Raw genomic sequence first — 23,696 nt, forward strand, 5'->3', positions numbered from 1 at the left:
TTCCACTTAATAAGTTAATAAATTAATAGATTGTTCTCTTAGTTTATATTTTTGAATCTTTCCTGAGGCTGTCATTGGGTATGAGTCAGTAAAGAAGATATGTTTAGGGATTTTGTGACGAGAGATTTTCCCTCTACAAAACTCCTTAATATCTTCCGGAGTTGCTGTTTCTCCATCTTTCAGGATGATCCAAGCTAATACTTCCTCACCATATTTATCATCCGGAACACCGATAACTTGGGCATCCAATACCTTTGGATGGGAATAAAGAAACTCTTCAATTTCACGAGGATAGACATTTTCCCCACCACGAATAATCATGTCCTTCAGTCGTCCTGTAATGCGACAATAGCCAGCTTCATCCATTACAGCAAGATCTCCAGTATGTAGCCAGCCATCCTCGTCAATCGCTTCTTTCGTTGCCTCAGGATTTTTATAATATCCTTTCATCACTTGATAGCCTCGGGTACAAAGCTCACCTTGTTGGTTATAAGGGAGTTCTCTCGTTGTACCAGGCTCAACGATTTTTACTTCTACATTTGGCAAAGCCCTTCCAACCGTTTCAACCCTTAACACCAAAGGATCATCTACACGTGTTTGGGTGATGACCGGAGAAGACTCTGTCTGGCCATAGCAGATGGTTATTTCAGACATATTCATCTTGCTAATGACATTTTTCATCACTTCAACCGGACAATTGGAACCAGCCATAACACCCGTACGGAGGGTAGATAAATTGTAATTTCCAAAATTCGGATGATTTAGCTCGGCAATAAACATAGTTGGAACTCCATGAAGGGCCGTACATTTTTCTTTCTCAACCGTCCAAAGCACCTTTTCAGGATCAAACTCTTGAACAGGAACCATTGTTGCCCCAACGCTTACCGCTGCTAGAGTACCGATAACACAACCAAAGCAATGGAAAAAAGGTACGGGGATGCAAAGGCGATCCAGCTGACCAAGGTTCATGCATCGCGCGATATTATATCCATTGTTTGTAAGGTTGTAGTGAGTTAGCATGACGCCCTTTGGAAATCCAGTCGTCCCAGAAGTATATTGCATATTAATAACATCATCGGGATCCAATTCTTCCATTCTCATTGTTAACTCTTCATCAGTTACCTTCTCAGCCATTTCTAAAATATCTGACCAGTTATAGGCTCCCTTATATTTCTTCTCACCAAGAATAATGATATTTTTCAATAATGGTAGTCTCTTTGATTCAAGTTTGCCAGGCTCAGATAACTCTAACTCCGGACATAGCTCATAAATGGTATTTATATAAGAGTGATCCCTGTAATCTTCAATTAAAAATAGGGTCGTACAATCAGATTGTTTTAAGAGGTATTCTAATTCTGTGGAGCGATAATTCGTGTTGACTGTGACTAGCACCGCACCCATTTTTGCGGTACCAAATTGCAAGCTGACCCATTCCGGGATGTTTGTTGACCAAGCGGCTACATTCTCCCCTTTTTTTATTCCTAATGCGATTAATCCTTTAGCGACCTTCTCACAAATCCTATTAAATTCACTGTAAGAATACCTTAGACCCCTGTCAGGGTATACAAGCGCTTCATGATTGGGTATTTCTTGGGCTTTTACAGCTAATAGTTCACCTACAGTTTGACGAATCAATCCACTCATCCTATCTCCTCCTATTTTTAACAACCTAAGTGTCGAGCAATGACAAGACGTTGAATCTCAGAAGTTCCTTCACCGATTTCCATCAATTTGATATCACGTAAATGCCTCTCTACATCATATTCCTTCATGTATCCGTTACCACCATGAATTTGAATGGCATGGTTACATACTCTAAATCCGGCTTCAGATGCAAATAATTTAGCAAAAGCTGCCTCCTTTCCAAAGGGTTTGCCTTGGTCTTTCAACCAAGCTGATTTATACACCATGTTACGAGCCAATTCAATTTCCATTGCCATATCTGCTAATTTGAATTGGATGGCTTGGAATTTAGAAATTGATTGACCAAATTGCTCTCGTTCTTTTGCATATTGTAGTGTTTTTTCATAGGCTGCTTGAGCTATACCTACAGATAAAGCCGCAATGGATATCCGTCCCCCGTCTAAAGTATATAAAAATTGGCTAAAGCCTTTTTTCTCATCACCTAGAAGGTTCTCTCTTGGCACACGAACATTTTCAAGGATGATTTCACAAGTATTCGAACCGCGAACTCCCATCTTGTCATAATTACTACTTATGGTTACCCCTGGAGTGTTTGTCGGAACGATGATTGCTGATACAATATTTCTGCCATCGTCCCTTTTCCCTGTGACAGCGGTTACAATTACTTGTTTAGAATAGCTTGCATTAGTTATCCAACATTTCTGTCCATTAATAACCCATTCATCACCATCAAGCTCTGCCTTTGTTCTTGTACCCCCAGCATCAGATCCAGCATTGGGCTCTGTTAATCCAAAAGCCCCTAAGGTTTCTCCCTTTGCCATTGGAACAAGCCATTTTTGCTTTTGTTCCTCAGTTCCAAAATAATATATAGGACTTGCCCCTAAACTAGTATTCGCTGCATAACTAAGTCCGGTTCCACCACATGCCTTTCCAATTTCCTCTACTGCAATACAGTACGAAACCGTATCTCCTCCTGAACCCCCATATTCCTCTGGGAATGGAATGCCCAGGAGTCCTAGTTTTCCAAGTTTCTCAAAGGTCTCTATGCGCATTTTCGAGGTTTCGTCTACCTCTCTGGCATATGGTCTGATTTCCTTATCTGCAAAATCCCTTACCATTTCCTGAAGCATTAGTTGTTCACTAGTTAACTCAAAATTCATTTGTTCCCCTCCGTTATTTTACTGACTGGTCGGTCTGTTATATACCGACTAGTCGGTCTGTGATCAAAAAATTGAAATAGGCAGACACACTTATTAATGCTAATTTTTAATAAAAAACGACTGCGATTTTGCCTCTTCCATTCCCTTTTCAGTTACAAGGGAATGCATGATTAAATCGTTAAAAATGATTGCAATGGATTCAATGGTTAAGGGTCCATCCTTGTTAAACCATTTGTATGTCCAGTTAATCATCCCAATAATTGCCATGGCAGTAATGTCAGCAGGGACCTCTGAACGAAAGTCTCCCGCTCGTTGACCTTCTCGAATCACTTGAATTAATAGGTTTCTATAATGATCGCGCTTTTCATTAATTTTCTGATTGTATGTTCCTGTTAAATAGGTGCTTTCCTGATAAAAAACGGTGATATGTGGTTTATATAAGTCAAATACCTTGGTGAATGATTGAATTATGGCACAAAGCCTAGAGATTGGCGTATCATACTTATCGTATGCTTCCTGTGCCTTAGTGAGTACATAGGAGATAAAAATATCGTGGATATAATAAAGCAGTTCATCCTTTGATTTGAAGTTGTGATAAAAACCCCCTTTCGAAGCCTTTGATTCCCCAACTATCTGATCAATAGTTGTTCCATGATAGCCATTCCGCTCAAACAAGTTAATGGCTGTTTCTACAAGTCGATCCTTGAGACTATTTTTTTTCATTTTCACCATCCTTACAGATAATGGTATCAAAAACATGTAAATATTTCAAATATTTTCAAAAAATGTTAACTCAAGGATTATAGACTATTTTTTTATTTAACAATTACCATTCAAATGAATGTAAATGATATTTCAGGAATAATTACAGATTCACTGGGAAAATTTATATATATCGCTTACTAAGGAGTGCGCTCATCATGCCTATCATTGTTTATCAAACATTTGTGATTAAACAAGAGAAATTTAAAGAAGGAATTGAAAACCTTAGAGAAATCAAAATGCATCGCATTGAAAATTATGACCACACCGTTGAAATTCTTACACCTGTTTCAGGTCATGACCATACATATGCTTTACTATGTACATACGAAGGATTAGCTGAAATGGAATTACAAAATAAGAAAATGTTCGAGGATGAAGAGTATGTGAAGTTAATTGGTGAATTCTTCTTAGAAAATATCGAGCAAGGCAGTATGTATACACAAATATTTCGATCTATTAGTGAAGGGAAAACCAAGAAAAAACAAAGTTGAGAAACTTTGTTCTTTCACATTTTTTTCAAATACCTGCTGTTACAGCAAATATCGTGTACTCGCTAGCATTTCAATATTCGTATATACATGAGATGGTTAATCGTTGGACAAACTATTTTTATACTTCATGAAAGGTGGCACTTTTATGAAAAAAATTACTTATGCTTTAAGGAGGGCTACAATGGGTATTTTAAGCGGTAACCCTAAGGAAGAACCATTACACTATGGTGAGGTCTTTGATATTTGGTCTGCACAATTAGCTGGAAATAGCATGATTGCTGGCTATCAAATGATGCTAAACCACGCTGGAGATGATGACTTAAAAAAACTATTAAATGAAGCCATCGATTTAGGAAAGCAACAAAGAGAACAATTAGAAGTATTGTTAAAAGAAAATGGAATTGGTCTGCCCCCTGCACCACCAGAACCACCAGAGGCATGCTTAGAGGAAATTCCCATCGGAGCAAGAATGCCGGATCAATCCATTGCAGCTACACTGTCAGCAGATATTGCTGCTGGTCTAGTTCTATGTAGTCAAATAATCGGTAAAGCGATAAGAGAAGATGTAGCCATGATGTTTGGACAATTCCATAATCAAAAGATGACACTTGGAGGAAAGGTTCTTCGATTAAATAAAGAAAAAGGGTGGCTGATTCCTCCACCATTACATCTAAATAAAAATCACGACTGTTAATACTCATCAAACATTTTTGTATTATTAATCCAACCCGCTATCAAAAACACGGAAAACAAAGCCGTGTTTTTTTGATTTTAAAAAAAAAAGGATTTTGTCATCACCATCATAAACTAACCTATCAAAAAAAGAAGACAGACACCTAGTGGATGTCTTAATAGTAAAATATCATTGTATTATTTTAGAGGTAGGTGGATGTATGTTCTATCATATTAAAGAATTACAATATCATGCAAAGCCAGAACGACCCGATCCATTGTTTGCCAAACAATTACAGGAGGTTTTGGGCGGACAATTCGGAGAAATCTCAGTAGCTTTACAATACCTTTTCCAGGGATGGAGTGTTCGAGGGAACGGAAAGTATAAGGATCTCCTTATGGATACTGGAGCTGAAGAATTAGCTCATATTGAAATGTTAGCAACTATGATTGCTCGACTTCTAGATGGTGCTCCTGTTGGCGACCAAATGGTTGCTGCACAAGATCCAGTAATTGGGGCTATACTGGGAGGGATGAATCCTCAGCATGCAATCGTATCCGGACTTGGAGCCATGCCTGCAGATAGTGTGGGTAATAGGTGGACAGCTGATTATATTATTGCAAGCGGGAATTTACTTGCTGATTTTCGTGCGAATTTAAATGCTGAATCTCAAGGTAGACTCCAAGCAGTACGATTATATGAAGCAACAACCGATCGCGGAGTGAAAGATATGCTTGCGTGGTTAATCGCTAGGGATACCATGCACCAAAACCAGTGGATAGCCGCTATTAAGGAATTGGAGGAGAAGGAAAATATCGTAGTTCCAAGTTCGTTCCCAAGACAGTTTGAAAAAAGAGAAGTATCACATGTCTTATTTAATTTCTCACAAGGAGATGAAAGTTCGACAGGCCGTTGGGCTAATGGTCCTAGCATGGATGGGGAAGGAGTATTCCAATATGTTCAACAACCACTTCCTTTGGCTAAAAAGCCTCACTTAAAACCAGCCCCACCATATATTCATAACACACTCCCTTCATTACTCCAAGATCATACTGCTGGACTCGTTCCACCAATCTTCTAGATTCAAACTATTGATGCAAAAAAGCCCCTTATTCCTTGTATGACAAACACAAATTTCCATAAAGCTAAAGGAATAGATACAAGTTCACTCACAAAGATATCTCTTCTACTTCTTACTTAAAAAACTGAAAATACTAGGTTGCACCCCATCAAATTATGGGTTGCAACCTAATTAATAACAATATTCACTTAATAAATTAAGATTGTAAATCATGTAACCCAGGGCTATGTTCATTTGGCATTTCAGGTAACACTGGAACTGGATAACCCTTTGGAGGAGGTACCACTTGAAGACTGCCATCATCTCTACTAGGGGATTCGCCCTGAAAAATTTGTCCAATCAATGTATCATCTAATCTAAAATTGAACTGGGCAGAATGGAAGCCCATCTCAACATACTTACGACATTCCGGATATTTGTTAATATCATAATTCGGGACAGGGAAAATCTTACCCCAATTTACTCCAAGTGTTTCAAGCGCTTTTGCAAATGCATTTTGATGTGCATTATCTCGAACGATTAAGAAAGCTAGCGTTTCGCGAAAGGTTTTATTCGTACTCATCTCATATATCCTTGATTTCTGTAATACCCCTGTAGATTCCAATACTAGATTATCTAATAAGTCACTGATTAGGTTTCCATGACTGTACACATAATTCCCCATCCATGGATTTCCCGCTGCATCAACAGGAAGGGAGCTTTGAGCACCCATTATATAATGGTGTGGATTGGCATGCTTGATAGCATCTGCCAAAGGGGCACCAGTATCGCCTCCTGCACCAACTGCCTCTTCACCTGAACCATTTAATAGTTGATTAATGGTCGTTTGAACAAGTTCAACATGGCTTATCTCTTCAAGGAAAACACCTCTAATTAAATCGCGATACTGCTTCTGATTTCCGCGAAAGTTGGCACTTTGAAAGAAAAACTGCATCATAGTTCTCATTTCACCAAATCTTCCACCTAACGTTTCCTGCAATACCTTAGCAGCTTCAGGGTCAGGCTTATCTGGAACGATCATATTAATCAAATCTTCTCGATAAAAATACAAACAAAGAACCCCCTTAATATCCTTTTTTACATAATTATTTTCTCCAATCAAAGGGTTCTTATCCTTTACTTAAGTTAATAAAATAAAAGAATGATTAAAAAGGGGCGTAAAGAGATGCAACATAAAGTGAAAAGAGGAGAAACGTTATCGATTATTGCCATCAACTATCGAAGAAGCTTACACCAAATATTGATGGCTAATCCGCGTATCAATCCAAATATCATCTACCCTGGTCAGCTGATTACAATTCCTGGTCTTCCTTCACCGGAATCAATCCCTTACCGAATTCAGGTTTCATTGACAAACAGGACATTATCTTTATTTGATAAAAACCGTTTAATAAAAACCTATCCCGTGGGTATAGGAAAAATGTTAACGCAAACTCCAACTGGGGATTTTGTTATTGTTAATCGTGAGCCCAACCCTGGAGGACCCTATGGGGTTTTATGGCTTTCCTTGTCCAAGGCTGGTTACGGAATTCATGGTACGAACAATCCTTCTTCTATCGGAAAAATGGTTTCGAGTGGGTGTGTGCGTATGCATAATAAGGATGTCTTAGATCTTGCTGCGAAAGTACCAAATGGAACAAGTGTAAAGATTCTAAGATAAAGTGAAACTTCCATCGGCGGGGGTTTTCTTCATCCCCCACCAAATGCTAACTGTTCCCTACGTCGAACAATCCTTCCCCACTCCATTTTTCCTTTTTAAAACAGAAAAGCTTTCAACCCATTTTATAAGGAATTGTAAAACTTTTATTAGGCTTAACGAATAAACTTATAATTTTGATGGTTCACCACCGTTTTTATCGGTTCATCCTTCTTAACATTTCTCCCTATTTCTACAATAACAGAATTTTCACGAACAACTACAACTTTCCCTTTCTTCCCTTTCTCCACCCCTTTAATTATTTCAATTTGATCGCCTTCTTTTGCTTTTTTCACTTTTTTACTTTCCTTTGACTCCTTTATTATTTCTTCCTCCATTTTTATATACCCCTTTCTTTGAAAACTCAATTTTTAACCTAAACCTCAATAATAATAGGTAAGATCATTGGCTTTCTCTTCGTACGTTGGAATAGATATTGTCCGACAGATTTTTTTAGACTTTGCTTGATTGCTCCCCACTGTGTATTATTTGATTCTAATAGTTCATTCACCGTTTTTTCGATCAGTTCATTGATTTCCTTTAACAGCTTTTCAGAATCCCTTACATACACAAAACCCCTAGAAATCGTATCAGGACCTGATAACAATTTCTTTTCTGTTTTGCTCATGGTTAAGACAACCACAAGAATTCCGTCCTCTGATAAATGCTTTCTATCTCGAAGTACAATCTCACCTATATCCCCAACTCCAATTCCATCCACATATGTATCTCCTGCAGGAATTTTCCTGGTCATTCGAGCGACTGAGTTTTCAATATCAACAACATCCCCGTTTTTCATAATAAACGTGTTTTCCCGCTCCACTCCAACGGATTCAGCTAGTGTACGGTGAAGATGGAGCATCCGCAACTCTCCATGTATGGGGATAAAATACTTTGGCTTCATTAATGTTAGCATCAACTTTAAATCATCCTGGTAACCGTGTCCAGAAACATGTAAACCTTTTCCAGAACCATAAATCACTTTTGCCCCAAGAGCAAATAAATTATCAATAATTCGAGAAATATTTTTTTCATTTCCTGGTATAGGTCCAGCTGCTAGGATAACTGTATCTTCTGGTAGAATCTCCACTCCGCGAAAATTACCAGTGGATAAACGGGCTAATGCAGCTAAAGGCTCACCTTGGCTTCCCGTACAAAGTATAGCAACTTTTTCGGGTTCCAGCTCATTTATTTGATTAGCATCAATGATCATTCCATCAGGAACATTTAAATATCCTCGTTCCATCGCAACATCCACAACATTTACCATGCTGCGCCCAAGTAAAGCAAGCTTTCGATTTGTTTTTTGAGCGGCTTCCACAACCTGTTGAACTCGATTAATATTCGAGGCAAACGTCGAAAGAATTACCTTTCTCTCAGCCTTCATGAAAGCCTCTATCACCATTTCACCAACAATTTTCTCAGATGGAGTGGCACCAGGTCTTTCAGCATTTGTGCTTTCAGATAATAAAAGCAATACCCCTTTTGTCCCAATTTCCGCCATTTTGTGAATATCTGAATACTCTTGATTCGCAGGGGTTAAATCAAATTTGAAATCACCAGTATGCACAATGTTCCCTTCTGGTGTGCTGAATACGGCACCAAGGCAATCAGGAATACTATGGTTAACCTTAAAAAAGCTAACACTCATATGTTCAAAGGCAAGTTCAGAGTTAGAATGAATTTCTATTAATTTTGTTTCCCTTAAAAGTTTATGTTCCTCTAGCTTAAGCTCAATTAGTCCAAGGGTAAAACGTGTTGCGTAGACTGGCACATTTAATTCTTTTAGGAAATAAGGAATCCCACCGATGTGATCCTCATGACCATGGGTTACAATTAGGGCCTTTACCTTATCTTTATTCTCAACTAAGTATGTAAGGTCAGGAATGATTAAATCAATCCCCAATAGACTCTCGTCTGGGAATTTATTTCCGCAATCTATGACAAGAATCTCATCTGAGTATTGAATGGCATACATATTTTTTCCAATTTCATATAAACCACCTAAGGCAAAAATGGACAATAACCCTTTTTCCTCGCTCAAAGCTTGAACCCTCCTATGATGATAACTTTGTTGTTAAAGATATTATTGCCCTATTCATTTTCTATTATCATGAACCTAAGACGGTTCCTTTACCCCATCCATAGTTAATTATTACGAAATTACTAAAAATGAATATTAACTTGTTTCTCTGTTCAAAATACTTTGGAAAAAGTCCTAAGAAATGAGGGAAATATGTGAAGGAAATTTTACAACAGGTGAAAGAAGAGTTAGAAAGGGCATACAGCCATCCGGATTCAACCAATTTGGATGAAAGCATTCAACAGCTCCAAAATGCCTTAAAGCAATATGGGGACAAGGGGACAATGATTCAAAATCTAATCACTGCAGTGACTCAAGCCAACCATTCCATGGCTCAGATGAAAAATGCCCAGGACTTCTCACCATCCATCGCGTTTGGTCAGGCTCATAATGCCCTCGAACAGGCTATAGAGTCATATAATGAGACCGATAATGATCCAATTTAAAGTTGTTGATGAAATGAAAATGGTACCACAAATAGATTAGACTATTGTGGTACCAAAGATAATAAAAAATCCATTCCCGTTATTAATTCAAGTGATCTTAACCATTCAATAATTCAGACTTATCTCGTATAGCCATTTGGGTTCAGCTGATGCCAATTCCAAGCATCCTTTATTATTTTCTCTATTGAGGTATGCTGAGGATTCCAACCAAGGATATCTTTCGCTTTTTCCGAAGAAGCAACCAGTCTGCCAGGATCTCCCGCTCTTCTTTCAGTAATCTTTGCAGGTATTGGCTTTCCTGTGACACGACGTGCCGCCTCAATCATTTCCTTTACTGAATAACCTCTGTTGCTTCCAAGATTAAAAATATTGCTCTTTCCACCACTTTGTAAGTAACGAAGGGCGAGTATATGGGCCTGGATTAAGTCTTCTACATGAATGTAATCTCGAATACAGGTTCCATCTTCTGTATCATAATCATCTCCAAAAATCGATATAAATTCCCTTTTACCTAAAGCAGCCTCTAGAATAATTGGGACGAGGTGGGTTTCTGGATGATGATCCTCCCCAATTAAACCAGACTCTAATGCTCCAGCAACATTGAAATAGCGTAAGGAAACATATTTCATCCCATGAGCTGAATCACACCATTTCATCATCTTTTCCATAGCTAACTTCGTTTCACCGTAAGCATTAGTAGGATTTGTTTCCATATCTTCTGTTATTGGCATAATATCTTGTTCACCATAAGTAGCTGCAGTAGAGGAAAAGACGATATGTTTTACTCCAAATTCCTCCATGACCTCTAAAAGCACTTGTGTTCCATAAACATTATTATTGAAATATTCAAGGGGTTTCTCCATTGATTCCCCTACTAATGAATTGGCAGCAAAATGGATAACGCCTTCAATTCTCTCAAACTGGAAAACTCTTTGTAAAAACTTTTTATCCCGAATATCCCCTTTGAAAAAGGAAGCCTTTGGATGGACGGCTCTTTTATGGCCTGTTTGTAAATTATCAATTACTACTACTTCATAGTTTTGTTCAATTAACTGATAGACTGCATGGGAACCGATATATCCGGCTCCACCTGTTACTAAAATGCTCATTATTATTCCTCCTGCAAGACCTCTATCCTTCTGTCCTTAAAACTTGCAATAAAGAGTGGGGCCTCAATCTCAATTTTGTCTTTGATGTCATTCCGACTTCCCTTATGAATGTATATGTAAAATCTTTCTCCACAATTATTATTGTACCGCCTTTAAATCCTGCACCTGTTAGGTAATCATCTTAGATTCCTTGTTGTTTCCATAAGCATCTACTAATGTATCAAGGCTTGGACACATCTCATCTTCAAATCCTAAAGACAGGTGAAGCGCATTTATTAGTCGACAAAATCCCCTAAGCTTTGCTGTTTTATTTATTCCAGAAGAAAGAGTCCATGCAGATTCATGAAATTAATGGATTCTTCCCTTGGAGAGTCCCAATCATCCTCTCTCATACAATTATTCTCTTAAAAAAGAAAACACAGCCTTTTTTCAAGATAATTGGTAAGTATAATGTATCTTCATTAAAAAACATACCCCATATCACTTAAAGAAATCAATGCCTCCTTTTCATTTTTCCCCTTCCAATTTTTATGAAATTTATAAATTTTTTCTAACAACCTTTTTTATATATTCTATGAAAAAACAATCATTCTATCTTTCATCAGACTGTAAAATCCTTCTTTACTCTATGTAGAAATACTATTTTATACTAATATTGAGTATTTAAATTCAATGGAAGAGGGGTGTCAATAAAATGAAGGTAGATGTTGCAGTCATAGGTGGTGGGGTTAGCGGACTTTCAGCAGCTTTATTCACTGGGCATGCAGGGCTAAAAACGATTGTTTTTGATACGGGCAAATCACAGGTTAAAGGTATTACTTCATTTAGAAATATTCTGGGGGCACCAGGGATTTCTGGTAATCAATTGATTGAACAATATCAGGAGCAGGTTAAGGATTACGTAGATTTGTTTCAAGTTAAAGTTGATGCTTTAGAAAGAAATGGCGAAGGTTTTGTTATTCATGCTAACGGTAAAAGCTTTGAAGCCACTCATGTTGTGATTGCCACAAATATTGAATATGATCTCCTTGAAAGTCTAGGGCTTGAAATTGAAATAAATGAAAATATAAAAAGTGGAAAGATCAAAAAAGTAGTTGGAGTAAACTGGGAAGGAATAACCCCTATCCCCCATCTATATATTTCTGGACTACTCTCCGGTATTCCTAGTCAAGTAATGATTGCTGCTGGTCAAGGAGCTGCAGTTGGTGTACGTATTACACAGGATGCAACAGGTGATAAATATATGTGGCATGATAAATGATGATGGCCATAATCTAAACTGCCTACCATATAAATGGCGAGAATTCTCCTGCTCAGGTAATGCATTGTTTTCTGATTAGAGTTCTCGCCTGCAGTATCATGTAAAGTATTCAATCTTTGCATTTGGAAAAAATTTCTCCATATAAGAATAAAGATGGTTTTTTATATCCTCTTCCTCTTCTTTTTGATAAATGTATTTTCCAATCCCATATTTCCCCCACTTATACCTTCTTTTGGATTCCTCTAACTCTAATTTAGTCATAGGATAGTTTTTTTCAATTACTCTTTTGGCAGGCTTTGTAAATCGATGCTGGATAAATTCAAATGTCAAATCCTCTCTTGCATCCATAGGTAATTCTTCATTAAGCCTCTCAAACATATGATAATAGCCCTCCTCCCATCCCTCATGAAGATAGATAGGAGCAACAATAAATCCTAATGGATAACCAGCCCTTGCTACTTTTCCAGCTGCTTCTATTCTCTTAGCTAAAGGCGAGGTACCAGGCTCAAAGTTTTTGATGACATAATCTGCATTAACACTAAAACGAAAACGAGTTTTCCCATTATGTTTTGCATCCAATAAATGGTCAACATGATGAAATTTAGTCACAAATCTCAGTTTACCTAAATCTGATTGACCAAAGTGCTCTATTGCTCTCTTTAAAGTATGTGTCAAATGATCTATTCCAACAATATCGGAGGTACAAGAGGCTTCAAACCTTGTAATTTCAGGTGCCCGTTCCGCCATATAATTATCTGCTGCTTCAAGAATTTCATCTACATTTACATATGTTCGGATATATGGTTTAGTACCCATCGTCGTTTGTAAATAGCAATAATGACAATGTCCCATACAGCCTGTTGCAAAAGGAATGGCATATTCAGCAGATGGCTTGGAGGTATCAAACTTAAGTGTCTTTCTTATACCGACAACAAGTGTTGACTTGGCTACTCTATATTTTTGAAAATCATTGTCACCTGGTAGATTTCTAACTTGATTATGAGAAGTGGTATATCTGATTTCTACATTCAGCTTTTCAAACTTATCCTTTAGCTCTTTCCCTAACGGATATTCAAGTGATTGTGGCTCAAAATAGACGAGCTGAGGAGTAAAAGGCTTATTCATCTATACCCTCCTTATTCATAATCATTACCAAAATAATGTTGATATGCTTGGAGGGCATCCTCCTCGGATGAATACACAGCCATTTCATTCGTTAGAGGATAATAGGTCTCATATAAAAATATCGCTAACTCATTTGGATTGTCCGGATTATTAACTACTGCCGCTTCTTGGATATTGGCTACATCCTGTGTATGAGGGTTTCGATAAAAAACATAGACGATATCCCCAGGATTGTATGTTTGATTCAGTTCCATTTTAAACACCACCCTCGGTTTGTTCAGATAAGAACCTACTAATCGAAAGAAAAATACGCCACATAAGGGCGCAAATTTATGAATATTGATCTGTCTTTTCATCCTTATCATTTAATCCTTTAGCATTAGGATCCATTTCTCCGTAACCAGGTACTTGACCAGCGTGTTCCATATGATATTCAGAGCCTGAATTCTGATTGGATCCTGTATTTGCTCTTTGATTTTTGTTAGATTGTGGATTGGTCAATTCTCTCACCTCCTGAACAGTAATAGGATACGTCTAAATAAAGAGATTATTCAGGATGAACCTATCATGCTTTCGTGCAAAAACAATTAATAAGATGCTGACATTAAGCAAAATCCAATTTTAAGACACTTACTGTTCTTTCAATGGGATGTTTCCATTAGTTGCACCATAATATTTTTGTGTTTGACTAATTACTTTTCTATTAACTCATACTAATTTTGGAATCAAATAAATCATATACAAGGGAGTTGAGTTTAAAATGGAATATGAAGCAAGAAACTCTACTGAGGCAGCCCTTCATCACTATAAAGCAGGACTAGGTGTATTTACTCAGAGGATGCCTAAACTAGCAGAGCAGTTTAATGCTTTTACAGAAGAATGTTTTAAAGAAGGTTCATTATCTCAGAAGGAAAAACAGCTGATTGCTCTTGGAATCAGCCTGTTTTCTCAGGATGAATATTGTATCATCTATCATACAAAGGGTTGTCTCGATCAAGGCTGCACAGAACAAGAGATTTTCGAAGCAGTCGGCGTAACAGCGGCATTTGGAGGCGGGGCAACTATGAGTCAAGCAGTTACCCTTCTCCAAGAAACTATACAGGAATTAAATCAGCAAAAACAATAATACTGTTGGTATCATTGGTGTGGTACCTTGTACTACACAGGATGGTCAAATATCGCTCCTGTGGTACAAGGTACAGTTCCCATTCATCCTTCAGTATTTTCGGATGTTTTCTCAAAAAATTCATATTCAATAAACTCCATATTTGAGGGATTATATCGGTACCTTTCAAGATCCAGAGAGTTTTCTCTTCTAATGCCTATCCCTTCTGCCTCTAATAAACTTCTTTGGTAGAAGGCTACCTCTCCCTTCAATCCAATTTCTCCTTTTGCATTAACTACACGATGCCAAGGTAGGCTGTATTTCTCACTCATAGAATGTAGAATTCGAACGACCTGTCTCGCCCCCCTTGGGCTCCCTGCAAGCTTAGCAATCTGTCCGTAGGTCATCACCTTTCCAGAAGGAATTTGTTGTATGATATTAATAACCCTTTCGGTGAAACCCTTCAAATTAATCTCCCTCTCAACCATTTGACTTTTATGATTTTTAGTTTATCATGTAATGACCTTTGGTTCATAATAATGGCTTTTTTACTACTCCTTTGTGGATATTGGTTCAGTTTTTATTTAAAAATGTACATTTTTGGATCTTATCAGATTCTGATTCCGTTATCGTCCTTAAATCATGCCATTTATTCACCCTTTGGTACCATTAAAGGATTTCATGTCCGATAAATTCTATTTTAGAGTTATTTTTACGTGAAAAAAGGATTCTGTGTCCTTTAAAGATCTTCCACACCTTCCAACTCTCACAGCAGCGATTTTTCCATAAATAAAGGGTTGTAATAAGAGAAAAGCTGTAGCAAAAACCGCTACAACTCCCATACTTTGATTTTTCTATATTATTTTAATGGAATCCATATCTCAGAATAGTAATTTGGGCTAGCTGAATCTTCATCTGGATAAACCTCTAATTCTGGTGTACCTGCATGCTCATAATGATTAGAAGGAAACCATTCTGAAAAGATTTGTCTCCAAGTTTTCTGCATAGCCTCAGGCATTGGACCGTGAACTTCAAAAACTCCCCACTTAGATGCAGGTATAGTTAAACTCTCAAATCCATCTGGTTTTTCTCCTAAATGTTCTGTTCCTATCCAATAATCTATTTTATCAGCGGATTGCTCTCTTTTATCCACACATACACCTAACAAACCTTTTATTTCTCCATTGTTAAAGGGAACTAAAGCTTCTACGGTCCCGTTAGTATGAACATCATTCCACATGAGCGGTATCCCTTTTAAATTCTCTTCATTAATCAAAGAAAATTCTCTTTTAACCCCAACAATTTGAAAACTCTCTCTTTTAACAATCTTGTATCTCATTGGTTCTACTCCTTTCAAACTCACCTGAATAACCAGGCGGTTATATGCTTTGAGCTTTCCCTTATTCCCTCTAGCTTCTCTTGGTGTAATTCCATGTTGCTTTCTGAACGCTTTTGAGAAAGCTTCAGGAGTTTCATAGCCATACTTATAAGCTAGGTCGATTATTTTTATATTCGTATTTGATAGTTCTTGCGCTGCCAAGGTTAATCGCCTTTGACGTAGATATTCTCCCACTGAGGAATCTGTCAAAATCGCAAATGTTCTTTGAAAATGAAATTCTGAGGCATTTGCTTCCTTGGCAATTTCCTCAATTGTCATATCCTCCAATAAATGTGTTTCCATATAGTCGATTGCCCTTTGCAAGGATTCAACCCAGCCCATATCGCTCACTCCTCTCATTTATATTAACAACTCTTTTTTATAGTATCCTGTCAATTTATGCTCTCTCTGGAACAGTTCTTCTCCCGAAATGAACAATAGATAATATTGGATATGACCAAGTAGTTTATCTGGAATTGTATATATCTTAGATTACATGTTTTAAAGTATGGGGTCATTATTAAGGAATATTAGTTTTGGTAAAGAACAAAAATATCAATAAATATTTTACAAAATTTTTTAACTTTTCCATATAATCTAAAGTATAATAAAAATAATTTTTCTTTTATTATAAACCTACTATTATGGAGAAATAATATGAACAAATCTAATAGAAAAACAGGATTCATGCTCGTTACGACAGGGGCTATCTTTTGGGGTGTTGGTGGGACAGTTGCGCAAAAGCTCTTTCAGGAATATGGAATTCATGTGAATTGGCTTGTTACGACTCGATTACTTCTAGCAGGTGTATTGCTGTTATCCGTCCAGTTCTTTATTAAAGATCGTTCGCAAATAATAGGAGTTTGGAAGAATTATAAGACAGCGATTCATCTTTTCATCTTTGGCCTTGTCGGTATGCTTTCAGTTCAATACACATACATGGTTGCCATCAACCTCGGAAATGCGGCTGTTGCAACTCTATTACAATATTTAGCTCCCGTCATGATTATTATCTACCTGGTATTGAGGAAAAAATCTGTTTTTACACGACAAGATTTAATAACAGTATCTCTTGCTTTAGTTGGCTGTTTTTTCTTATTAACAAACGGCTCTATTTCCCAGCTCTCTGTTCCGACCGGCGCAATTATTTGGGGGATTTTATCTGGAGTTGCCTTAGCATTTTATACCTTATACGCTGTACCTTTGCTGAAGAATTACGATTCTATCGTTATTGTTGGGTGGGCTATGCTCATTGGAGGTACTGGTTTAAGCTTTGTCCATCCCCCTTGGCAAATAAAACTTGCAAGCTTCTCAACCGAAGTGTATTTATACTTATTCTTCGTCATTATTTTCGGTACCATGCTTGCCTTTTGGTTTTATATTGAGAGCCTACAAAGTCTTTCACCTAAAGAAACGAGTCTTTTAGCAAGCTTAGAGCCTCTTTCATCCGTCATTACAACGGTCATTTGGTTAAAAGAACCTTTTGGTTATTCTCAATGGATTGGTACGGCTTGTATTATTGGAATGCTACTTTTATTAGCAGTAAATAAGGAATCTCCTTCCACTTCAGAAAAGAAAGAGCTTACCATTAGCTAAATTACCTTTAAAAATACTAGAAATCTTCTCTTTAAACAAATTATGCTAAGATAATATATATAAGTGGATTACTTATTGAAACTCTTACCCCTGTTCTACGTATAGATAAACAAGGCAGGTGTTCATCATGAATTGGAGAAGAAAAATAATTTTAACTATTTTCATGAGTGTTTTAGCTGTTTCGTTCCTTTTTCCTAGTGTTGGATTTGCCGTTGATTTTTCTATTACAAAGGTGAAAATCGATGCATATCTACAGGAAAATGGACAGGTAAAGGTAAATGAATCCCATACCTATTCCTTTGATGGAGAGTTTAATGGAATTACAAGAGAGATTGTTCCAAAAGAGGGTACTAGTATTATTAATCTGAAAGCAACTGAAAATGGCAAACAGCTAAAGGTAAAGAGAGAGGAGGATCTATACAAGATTTATCGAAAAGGTGATGACGAATCCATCACCGTCGACATTTCTTATTTTATCAAAAACGGTGTCGACGTATATTCAGATGTAGGAGAGTTTTATTGGCCATTTTTTGATGAGCGTAATGAGTCCACCTATGAGAAAATGAATATCGTTGTTCATCCACCAAAAGAGACAAAAGAGGTCATAGCTTTTGGTTACGATGAAGCTTTTGATAAAGAAAAAATATATACAGATGGGTCTGTTCTTTTTCAACTAGGCGAGGTTCCTTCAGAGACAAATGGCGATATTCGAGTAGCCTATGATGCAGCCATTTTTCCATCTGCGAGTATAGTGACAGATAAACCCATGAAGAAAGAAATAATAAAAGATAAACAAGTCCTCTACCAAGAAGCTGATGCTAAGGCTGAAAGGCAGGAGTTATTTTCCAAAATCGCCTTAGTCATCATTCCGATTTTTTCAATAATTATCTTACTCTTTCTTATTGGAAGCATCATGAGAGCTCGACTAAAGAAGCTCGATGTGGAAAGAAGATCAGAACAATCCTTTTTCGTTCCAAAGGAAGCATTAAGTATTCCAGCAACCATTTATTTTACAGCTGGACAAATTCCTTCTGAAGCAGTCGCAGCCGCCCTGATGGATTTAGTTAGAAAGGGCTATGTGTTGAAAGCAGAGGAGAATCATTTTAAATTAATAAACTATCCTTCCAATATCCTTAAGCATGAAAAAATATTAATTACCTTCCTGTTTGAAGAAATTGGTTCCAATGGGGAATTTACCTTTGAGAATTTAAAGGAATACACAAAAAGAAAAAAGAATCACGAAAAATACCAATCGGCCATTACAAAATGGCAACAAGCCATTATGAATGAAGTGAAGGAAAAAGGTTTACATGAAAATAACCAGAAGCTCCGATGGTCTTTTGCCATCACAAGTATTCTATTATTTACTTTTGTTATCCCTTTCCTTTTGAATGATTTACTTGGCTGGTTATTTGCTTCCCTTGTTTTAAGTATGATCTATTTAGGTATAGCAATATTCTATAACCCCAAAAATTCAAAAGGATTAATGATCATCCATGAATGGCAGCTAATGAAAGAACGTATCAAAGGAATTTCAACCAAGGATTGGGAAACATTATCCAATGATGACCAAATGCGTGCCTATATTTATGGAATTGGTATTCAAGATAAAAAGATAATGAAGAAAAATGAAGAACTAATTCAGTCTTTCAAACGGCCTAACAGCCAACCAAAACAAAAGGATTATCATTGGGATTCATCAACCGTGAATGTAAATACCATGCTTCTGATTGGTCCTTTGGCATCTATTAACTTCCATTCCGCTCATAAAACTACAGAAGCAACTGTAAGCAGCTCCACCTCCTCTTCTACCGGTGGAGGTGTAGGAGGCGGCGGGGGTGGCTCTGGAGCCTTCTAAGGTACTAGCATAAAAATAGCAAGCAAATGAGCTAAAGACAAAAGCCATTTGCTTGCTATTTCCTTATTACATTGAAATACCCTCGAGTTCCAAAAGCTGTTTTTTCATATCTAGTCCGCCACGATACCCAGTTAACCTTCCATTCTTTCCTACTACCCTGTGACAAGGAACAGCGATTAAAACTGGATTTGCTCCAATGGCTGTTCCAACCGCACGAACCGCGGCTGGCTTATGAATCATATCAGCTATGTCAGAGTAAGATTTTGTCTCTCCATAGGGAATCTCACAAAGGGCATTCCAAACAGCTAGCTGAAAGGAAGTCCCATCAAAATCCATTGGAACAGAGAAGATTTTCCGTTTCCCCTCCAAATACTCAATAATTTCATCGACATAGATCTTTAATGTCTCGCTATCCTCTACAAGAATCCTCTTAGGATAACGTTTATTAGCCCATTCAGTTAACTCTTCGATTGATTTGTTTAATGAACCGACATAACATAGCCCCTTTGAGGTTGAAGCTACAGTTATTTCCCAATCCTTATATTTTAATAAAGTCCAATGAATAACAGGATGATTATTGGGTTCCATTTCAGCCTTCCTCCACGTAATTCTTTTTATATACATTGCCTTTCGATATAGTACCATTGATACCAGCATTCCAAAAGAACGTTCACATCAAAATATGACAGGTGAATGATTCCTAAATACATAGTACAGGAAATTATTTGATAAAGTAATACTGAAATACGAGAAAATGGACTACATGTAAAAACGGACCTGATTTCTCAATTCTTTGCCAATAGAATGAATCATTTTTCCTCAAAAACAAAAAGAGCTGTAAGATGACAGCTCTTTTTGTTTTTGATTCATTCATTGAATAGAATTAGTCCCCCAAATTCTGTGCAAGATTGACCGCTGTATCTGAGGCCCTTAAATCGACTAACAACTGTCCCTTTAATTCATGTGGCTGATAATAGCCTTTTGCAATCATAAAATTCGTAATCCTCTCGTGTGACCGAACAGCATCCCTTAACTGTTCCTTCAGGGTTAACCTAAGTTCCGGAGTACCAGCCTCAGTAATCGCTAGGGCATAATTTCTCACGGTTGCTTTTGAAGATATAAGGAAATCTGTTGCAATTACTTGGTCTGTCATCCCTCCCATGCCCATCATATTTTGTATAAGTTGATTCATTGCTGCTCCTCCCTATTCGTTATGAAATTTTGCAATTGTTGAATATGGTTTGTTGCTTTGGTTACCTCCTCTTCTAGGATGGATTTCAGCTCAGGATCCTGGGCTAACTTACTCATCGTGGCGGATTTGGTTAACGAAAGATTTTTTGCTGTGATTAATTCATGTACTTCCAACGTTTCATGAAAACCTAAATACTTTATCATTATCTCACTCCATCCTCATCCATTTTCATTGTTAGTTTTCATTGTTTCAACCTGTTTATGCATGTTGAGTTACATTGATTTCTCCTTTTGGAATAATATTTCTACTTAATTGGGGAAAATAGCTTTGTCTATTCAAAATTGGAGGCGTTCAAATGGAAAAAGAAACACTAGGAATTCATGAAACACTCGAAACACACGAAATCCTAAATTATAAAACCGTTTGCTTACTCAAGTCAAAGTTTATGCAAGGGGTTTGCTTTAATAACGAGTTGAAAGCTTTGATGGAAAAAGATGTTCAACAATCCATTAAGGATATAAACGAATTAATTGGTTACTACAAGAAAAGCGAAGTACTTCATTAAAATTGAGGTGATAAAATGCAGGATTACTTAGATCCTAGGAATGCAGAAGGAATGCCTCATTTAGCTGATTCAGCATTTGCTATGGATTTTCTCTTATCAGTAAAAAATGGTATTCGAAACTATGGATTTGCAATAACTGAGACTGCAAGCCCGGAACTACGGAATATATTATTGAAGCAAATGGAAGCAGCGATTGATTTGCATGGAGAAATCTCTGATTTCATGATTGAAAAAGGGTGGCTAAATCCTACTAATTTTAAGGAACAATATAAAGTTGATTTGAAATCAGCAGAAACGGCTGTTCAAATTGCTCAAATGAAATTGTTTCCTCAAGATACTGACCGATTAGGTATGTTTGCAACCCCGAATAAATAAAGGAGAGATACAATTCATGAAAGCTGTAACATACCAAGGGATCAAAAATGTTGAAGTGAGAGAAGTAAAAGATCCGGAAATAAAAAATAGAGATGATATTATCGTTAAAGTTACCACTTCTGCTATTTGTGGTTCTGATTTACATTTAATACATGGGATGATTCCTAACTTCCCTACAGATTATGTGATTGGTCACGAACCGCTAGGAATTGTCGAGGAAATAGGTCCAGATGTAACGAAGGTGAAAAAAGGGGATCGAGTAATTATTCCGTTTCAAGCAGCTTGCGGGCATTGCTGGTATTGTTCTCACGATTTAACAAGTCAATGTGATAACTCCAATCCTCATGGCGAGATGGGGGGATTCTTCGGTTATTCAGAATTAACCGGTGGAATTGCTGGAGGCCAGGCGGAGTTTTTGAGAGTTCCTTTTGGGAATTTTACTCCCTTTGTTATTCCAGAGGATTGTCAGGTAGAGGATGAAAAACTTGTATTGATTGCTGATGCTGCTACAACCTCTTATTGGAGTGTAGACCACGCAGGAGTTAAGGAAGGAGACACGGTTGTTATCCTAGGTTGTGGGCCGATTGGCTTGTTAGCACAGAAATTTGCTTGGTTAAAGGGCGCAAAACGTGTGATTGCGGTAGATTATATTGATTATCGCCTCCAGCATGCCAAACAGACGAATAAGGTAGAAATTATCAATTTTGAACAACATGAGAACACAGGCGAATATTTGAAAGAATTGACCCAAGGTGGAGCTGATATAATTATTGATTGCGTTGGAATGGATGGAAAGTTTACACCACTTGAGTTTCTTGCTACAGGTATGAAGCTTCAGGGAGGTTCCATGGGGGCATTGGTGATGGCCACACAGGCAGTAAGAAAAGGTGGGACCATTCAAGTAACAGGTGCCTATGGAGGTAGGTATAATGCCTTTCCTCTTGGGGATATCTTTCAAAGAAATGTAGATATAAAAACAGGACAAGCACCGGTCATCCCTTATATGCCTTATCTTTATCAGCTAGCAAATGAGGGAAAGGTTGATATGGGGGATATTATTACACATGTCATACCTCTTGATCAAGCAAAGCAAGGATACGAGGTATTTGATACAAAAACAGAAGGCTGCATTAAGGTAGTCTTAAAGCCATAGCGGGACACGAGACAGAACCCCTGTCCCGCCTTCCCAATTAACTCTAAAGAGCTACTGCGATTGGCTGCCTTTTTTCAAAATGAAAAATATATTTAAATCCCGCCTCTTTTGCCATTTGATAGGCTTCGATTAACCCAGCCCCTACATTTTCAGCCTCATGGGAATCAGACCCAATCGTTAAAATCTCGCCACCAAGCTCTTTATATAACTTAAGTATAGAAAAGGTTGGGAGAGTCTCGTTCAATTCTCCTCTTAGGCCTGATGTGTTAATCTCGATGCCGATATGACGATCGATTGCTTTTTTTAATATCGCTTGCAGCAAATCTTTATAATCGATAAATTCATAGTTTCCATAGGAAGATAATGCATAGCGCTTCATTAGGTCTAAATGGGCAATCACATCAATTTCTGCTAGACTAACCATCTCATATAACTCTGTAAAATAGCCTCGGTAAACCTCTTCCTTCTCTTTATTTTCCATAAAAATTCTAAGTTTATTGTTTTCAATATTGTGGACCGATCCTAAAATAAAATCCAGTTTCAGTGGGTCTAGTAGATTTCGATATTCTTCAACTAGCTGATGCGGTTCACAAATTTCTACGCCAGCTTTTATGATTAATTGGTGTCCGAATTGGATTTGGCACTCCTTAATATTCTTTAGATATTGGCCAAAATCCAAATAATCATAGGTGTTCACCAATGGGTTCAAAGAAAAATGCTCTGTAAAACAAATCTCCTTAATCCCTCTCTCAATTGCGTTCTTACACACATCCTCCATTATGGCATTAGAATCATGGGAATAATTTGTGTGATGATGATAGTCCATTAAATACATTTATGTATTATCCTCCTCGATTTTAAGTTTCAACAGTTTCCAAGCTTATATTTTTTGAAATTGAAGCCGAACCCATCTCCTTGATGAAATTTTATTCTCATAATA

28 protein-coding genes are annotated in these 23,696 nt (G+C 37.3%); 12 read left to right on the top strand and 16 right to left on the bottom strand.

Features of this window, described 5'->3' with window-relative positions; all coding sequences use genetic code 11:
• Window positions 1-6: 6 nt before the first annotated feature.
• The 3 genes from BQ6100_RS08365 to BQ6100_RS08375 form a co-directional block, all read right to left on the bottom strand.
• Complete coding sequence (locus tag BQ6100_RS08365) at window positions 7-1,644, bottom strand: AMP-binding protein (RefSeq protein WP_075981238.1); 1,638 nt, start codon at window positions 1,642-1,644, stop codon at window positions 7-9.
• Between the two features lie 17 nt (window positions 1,645-1,661).
• A complete protein-coding gene (locus BQ6100_RS08370) occupies window positions 1,662-2,804 on the bottom strand; it encodes an acyl-CoA dehydrogenase (RefSeq protein WP_075981239.1) in 1,143 nt (380 codons plus the stop codon).
• A 99-nt stretch (window positions 2,805-2,903) separates the two neighbouring features.
• Window positions 2,904-3,527 (bottom strand): TetR/AcrR family transcriptional regulator, encoded by a 624-nt coding sequence (locus tag BQ6100_RS08375; protein ID WP_075981240.1) that lies wholly within the window; start codon window positions 3,525-3,527, stop codon window positions 2,904-2,906.
• A gap of 197 nt (window positions 3,528-3,724) precedes the next feature.
• Here BQ6100_RS08375 and BQ6100_RS08380 point away from each other — a divergent pair, with 197 nt between their 5' ends.
• The 3 genes from BQ6100_RS08380 to BQ6100_RS08390 all read left to right on the top strand — a co-directional run bounded on the left by BQ6100_RS08380 (window position 3,725) and on the right by BQ6100_RS08390 (window position 5,814).
• On the top strand, window positions 3,725-4,060 hold the full coding sequence (locus BQ6100_RS08380; protein ID WP_075981241.1) for a hypothetical protein: 336 nt from the start codon (window positions 3,725-3,727) through the stop codon (window positions 4,058-4,060).
• Between the two features lie 181 nt (window positions 4,061-4,241).
• On the top strand, window positions 4,242-4,754 hold the full coding sequence (locus BQ6100_RS08385; RefSeq protein ID WP_075983487.1) for a DUF3231 family protein: 513 nt from the start codon (window positions 4,242-4,244) through the stop codon (window positions 4,752-4,754).
• Window positions 4,755-4,953: 199 nt separating this feature from the next.
• Window positions 4,954-5,814 carry a manganese catalase gene (locus BQ6100_RS08390; RefSeq protein ID WP_075981242.1) on the top strand — a complete coding sequence of 287 codons (861 nt, stop codon included), beginning with the start codon at window positions 4,954-4,956 and terminating at the stop codon, window positions 5,812-5,814.
• A gap of 196 nt (window positions 5,815-6,010) precedes the next feature.
• On the opposite strand, the gene BQ6100_RS08395 is transcribed toward BQ6100_RS08390, so the two are convergent.
• On the bottom strand, window positions 6,011-6,865 hold the full coding sequence (locus BQ6100_RS08395) for a manganese catalase family protein (RefSeq protein WP_075983488.1): 855 nt from the start codon (window positions 6,863-6,865) through the stop codon (window positions 6,011-6,013).
• 114 nt (window positions 6,866-6,979) lie between these two features.
• Here BQ6100_RS08395 and BQ6100_RS08400 point away from each other — a divergent pair, with 114 nt between their 5' ends.
• Window positions 6,980-7,474 carry a L,D-transpeptidase family protein gene (locus BQ6100_RS08400; RefSeq protein WP_075981243.1) on the top strand — a complete coding sequence of 165 codons (495 nt, stop codon included), beginning with the start codon at window positions 6,980-6,982 and terminating at the stop codon, window positions 7,472-7,474.
• 152 nt (window positions 7,475-7,626) lie between these two features.
• Here the strand turns inward: BQ6100_RS08400 and BQ6100_RS08405 are convergent, their stop codons facing one another.
• Together BQ6100_RS08405 and BQ6100_RS08410 are read right to left on the bottom strand one after the other, a co-directional pair.
• Complete coding sequence (locus BQ6100_RS08405) at window positions 7,627-7,848, bottom strand: DUF2187 family protein (protein WP_173719819.1); 222 nt, start codon at window positions 7,846-7,848, stop codon at window positions 7,627-7,629.
• Between the two features lie 38 nt (window positions 7,849-7,886).
• The gene (locus BQ6100_RS08410; RefSeq protein ID WP_075981244.1) at window positions 7,887-9,554 is read right to left on the bottom strand and encodes a ribonuclease J; all 1,668 of its coding nucleotides are present in this window, start codon (window positions 9,552-9,554) and stop codon (window positions 7,887-7,889) included.
• A gap of 194 nt (window positions 9,555-9,748) precedes the next feature.
• Between BQ6100_RS08410 and BQ6100_RS08415 the strand changes: the two genes are divergently transcribed.
• Window positions 9,749-10,039, top strand: coding sequence for a hypothetical protein (locus tag BQ6100_RS08415; protein WP_075981245.1), 291 nt, complete (start codon window positions 9,749-9,751; stop codon window positions 10,037-10,039).
• A 119-nt stretch (window positions 10,040-10,158) separates the two neighbouring features.
• Here BQ6100_RS08415 and galE read toward each other — a convergent pair whose 3' ends face one another.
• Window positions 10,159-11,148 (bottom strand): UDP-glucose 4-epimerase GalE, encoded by a 990-nt coding sequence (galE, locus tag BQ6100_RS08420; protein ID WP_075981246.1) that lies wholly within the window; start codon window positions 11,146-11,148, stop codon window positions 10,159-10,161.
• A 694-nt stretch (window positions 11,149-11,842) separates the two neighbouring features.
• On the opposite strand from galE, the gene BQ6100_RS08425 reads away from it, so the two are divergent.
• Window positions 11,843-12,409: an FAD-dependent oxidoreductase gene (locus tag BQ6100_RS08425; RefSeq protein ID WP_075981247.1), complete on the top strand. Its 567-nt coding sequence runs from the start codon at window positions 11,843-11,845 to the stop codon at window positions 12,407-12,409.
• A gap of 96 nt (window positions 12,410-12,505) precedes the next feature.
• Here the strand turns inward: BQ6100_RS08425 and splB are convergent, their stop codons facing one another.
• From splB to BQ6100_RS21220, 3 genes are all read right to left on the bottom strand, one after another.
• Window positions 12,506-13,534, bottom strand: a complete 1,029-nt coding sequence (splB, locus tag BQ6100_RS08430) for a spore photoproduct lyase (protein ID WP_075981248.1) — start codon at window positions 13,532-13,534, stop codon at window positions 12,506-12,508.
• Window positions 13,535-13,545: 11 nt separating this feature from the next.
• Window positions 13,546-13,788 carry a transcriptional regulator SplA domain-containing protein gene (locus BQ6100_RS08435; protein ID WP_075981249.1) on the bottom strand — a complete coding sequence of 81 codons (243 nt, stop codon included), beginning with the start codon at window positions 13,786-13,788 and terminating at the stop codon, window positions 13,546-13,548.
• Window positions 13,789-13,864: 76 nt separating this feature from the next.
• On the bottom strand, window positions 13,865-14,035 hold the full coding sequence (locus BQ6100_RS21220) for a hypothetical protein (RefSeq protein ID WP_159433138.1): 171 nt from the start codon (window positions 14,033-14,035) through the stop codon (window positions 13,865-13,867).
• A gap of 259 nt (window positions 14,036-14,294) precedes the next feature.
• Here BQ6100_RS21220 and BQ6100_RS08440 point away from each other — a divergent pair, with 259 nt between their 5' ends.
• Complete coding sequence (locus tag BQ6100_RS08440; RefSeq protein ID WP_075981250.1) at window positions 14,295-14,660, top strand: carboxymuconolactone decarboxylase family protein; 366 nt, start codon at window positions 14,295-14,297, stop codon at window positions 14,658-14,660.
• Between the two features lie 83 nt (window positions 14,661-14,743).
• On the opposite strand, the gene BQ6100_RS08445 is transcribed toward BQ6100_RS08440, so the two are convergent.
• Window positions 14,744-15,127: an MGMT family protein gene (locus BQ6100_RS08445; RefSeq protein WP_075981251.1), complete on the bottom strand. Its 384-nt coding sequence runs from the start codon at window positions 15,125-15,127 to the stop codon at window positions 14,744-14,746.
• A gap of 371 nt (window positions 15,128-15,498) precedes the next feature.
• Complete coding sequence (locus BQ6100_RS08450) at window positions 15,499-16,359, bottom strand: AraC family transcriptional regulator (protein ID WP_075981252.1); 861 nt, start codon at window positions 16,357-16,359, stop codon at window positions 15,499-15,501.
• A 315-nt stretch (window positions 16,360-16,674) separates the two neighbouring features.
• Here BQ6100_RS08450 and BQ6100_RS08455 point away from each other — a divergent pair, with 315 nt between their 5' ends.
• Together BQ6100_RS08455 and BQ6100_RS08460 are read left to right on the top strand one after the other, a co-directional pair.
• Window positions 16,675-17,613 carry a DMT family transporter gene (locus BQ6100_RS08455; protein ID WP_075981253.1) on the top strand — a complete coding sequence of 313 codons (939 nt, stop codon included), beginning with the start codon at window positions 16,675-16,677 and terminating at the stop codon, window positions 17,611-17,613.
• A 127-nt stretch (window positions 17,614-17,740) separates the two neighbouring features.
• Window positions 17,741-19,471 carry a DUF2207 domain-containing protein gene (locus BQ6100_RS08460; RefSeq protein ID WP_075981254.1) on the top strand — a complete coding sequence of 577 codons (1,731 nt, stop codon included), beginning with the start codon at window positions 17,741-17,743 and terminating at the stop codon, window positions 19,469-19,471.
• Between the two features lie 66 nt (window positions 19,472-19,537).
• Here the strand turns inward: BQ6100_RS08460 and BQ6100_RS08465 are convergent, their stop codons facing one another.
• The 3 genes from BQ6100_RS08465 to BQ6100_RS08475 all read right to left on the bottom strand — a co-directional run bounded on the left by BQ6100_RS08465 (window position 19,538) and on the right by BQ6100_RS08475 (window position 20,866).
• Window positions 19,538-20,059 carry a methylated-DNA--[protein]-cysteine S-methyltransferase gene (locus BQ6100_RS08465; protein ID WP_075981255.1) on the bottom strand — a complete coding sequence of 174 codons (522 nt, stop codon included), beginning with the start codon at window positions 20,057-20,059 and terminating at the stop codon, window positions 19,538-19,540.
• A 295-nt stretch (window positions 20,060-20,354) separates the two neighbouring features.
• On the bottom strand, window positions 20,355-20,663 hold the full coding sequence (locus BQ6100_RS08470) for a spore coat protein (RefSeq protein WP_075981256.1): 309 nt from the start codon (window positions 20,661-20,663) through the stop codon (window positions 20,355-20,357).
• On the bottom strand, window positions 20,660-20,866 hold the full coding sequence (locus BQ6100_RS08475; protein ID WP_075981257.1) for a hypothetical protein: 207 nt from the start codon (window positions 20,864-20,866) through the stop codon (window positions 20,660-20,662). The genes BQ6100_RS08470 and BQ6100_RS08475 overlap by 4 nt, the downstream gene beginning before the upstream one ends.
• A gap of 152 nt (window positions 20,867-21,018) precedes the next feature.
• On the opposite strand from BQ6100_RS08475, the gene BQ6100_RS08480 reads away from it, so the two are divergent.
• The 3 genes from BQ6100_RS08480 to BQ6100_RS08490 are packed head-to-tail and all read left to right on the top strand — an operon-like array spanning window position 21,019 to window position 22,756.
• Window positions 21,019-21,228 carry a spore coat protein gene (locus tag BQ6100_RS08480; protein ID WP_075981258.1) on the top strand — a complete coding sequence of 70 codons (210 nt, stop codon included), beginning with the start codon at window positions 21,019-21,021 and terminating at the stop codon, window positions 21,226-21,228.
• A 15-nt stretch (window positions 21,229-21,243) separates the two neighbouring features.
• Window positions 21,244-21,603 (top strand): spore coat protein, encoded by a 360-nt coding sequence (locus BQ6100_RS08485; RefSeq protein WP_075981259.1) that lies wholly within the window; start codon window positions 21,244-21,246, stop codon window positions 21,601-21,603.
• A 16-nt stretch (window positions 21,604-21,619) separates the two neighbouring features.
• Entirely contained in the window at window positions 21,620-22,756 is a 1,137-nt protein-coding gene (locus BQ6100_RS08490; RefSeq protein ID WP_075981260.1) for a zinc-dependent alcohol dehydrogenase, read from the top strand.
• A gap of 43 nt (window positions 22,757-22,799) precedes the next feature.
• Here the strand turns inward: BQ6100_RS08490 and BQ6100_RS08495 are convergent, their stop codons facing one another.
• On the bottom strand, window positions 22,800-23,591 hold the full coding sequence (locus BQ6100_RS08495) for a histidinol-phosphatase HisJ family protein (protein ID WP_075981261.1): 792 nt from the start codon (window positions 23,589-23,591) through the stop codon (window positions 22,800-22,802).
• Window positions 23,592-23,696 lie beyond the last annotated feature (105 nt).

The sequence above is a fragment of the Bacillus massilinigeriensis genome, assembly GCF_900117315.1.
In the GTDB taxonomy this organism is placed as follows: Bacteria; Bacillota; Bacilli; order Bacillales; family Cytobacillaceae; genus Bacillus_BE; species Bacillus_BE massilionigeriensis.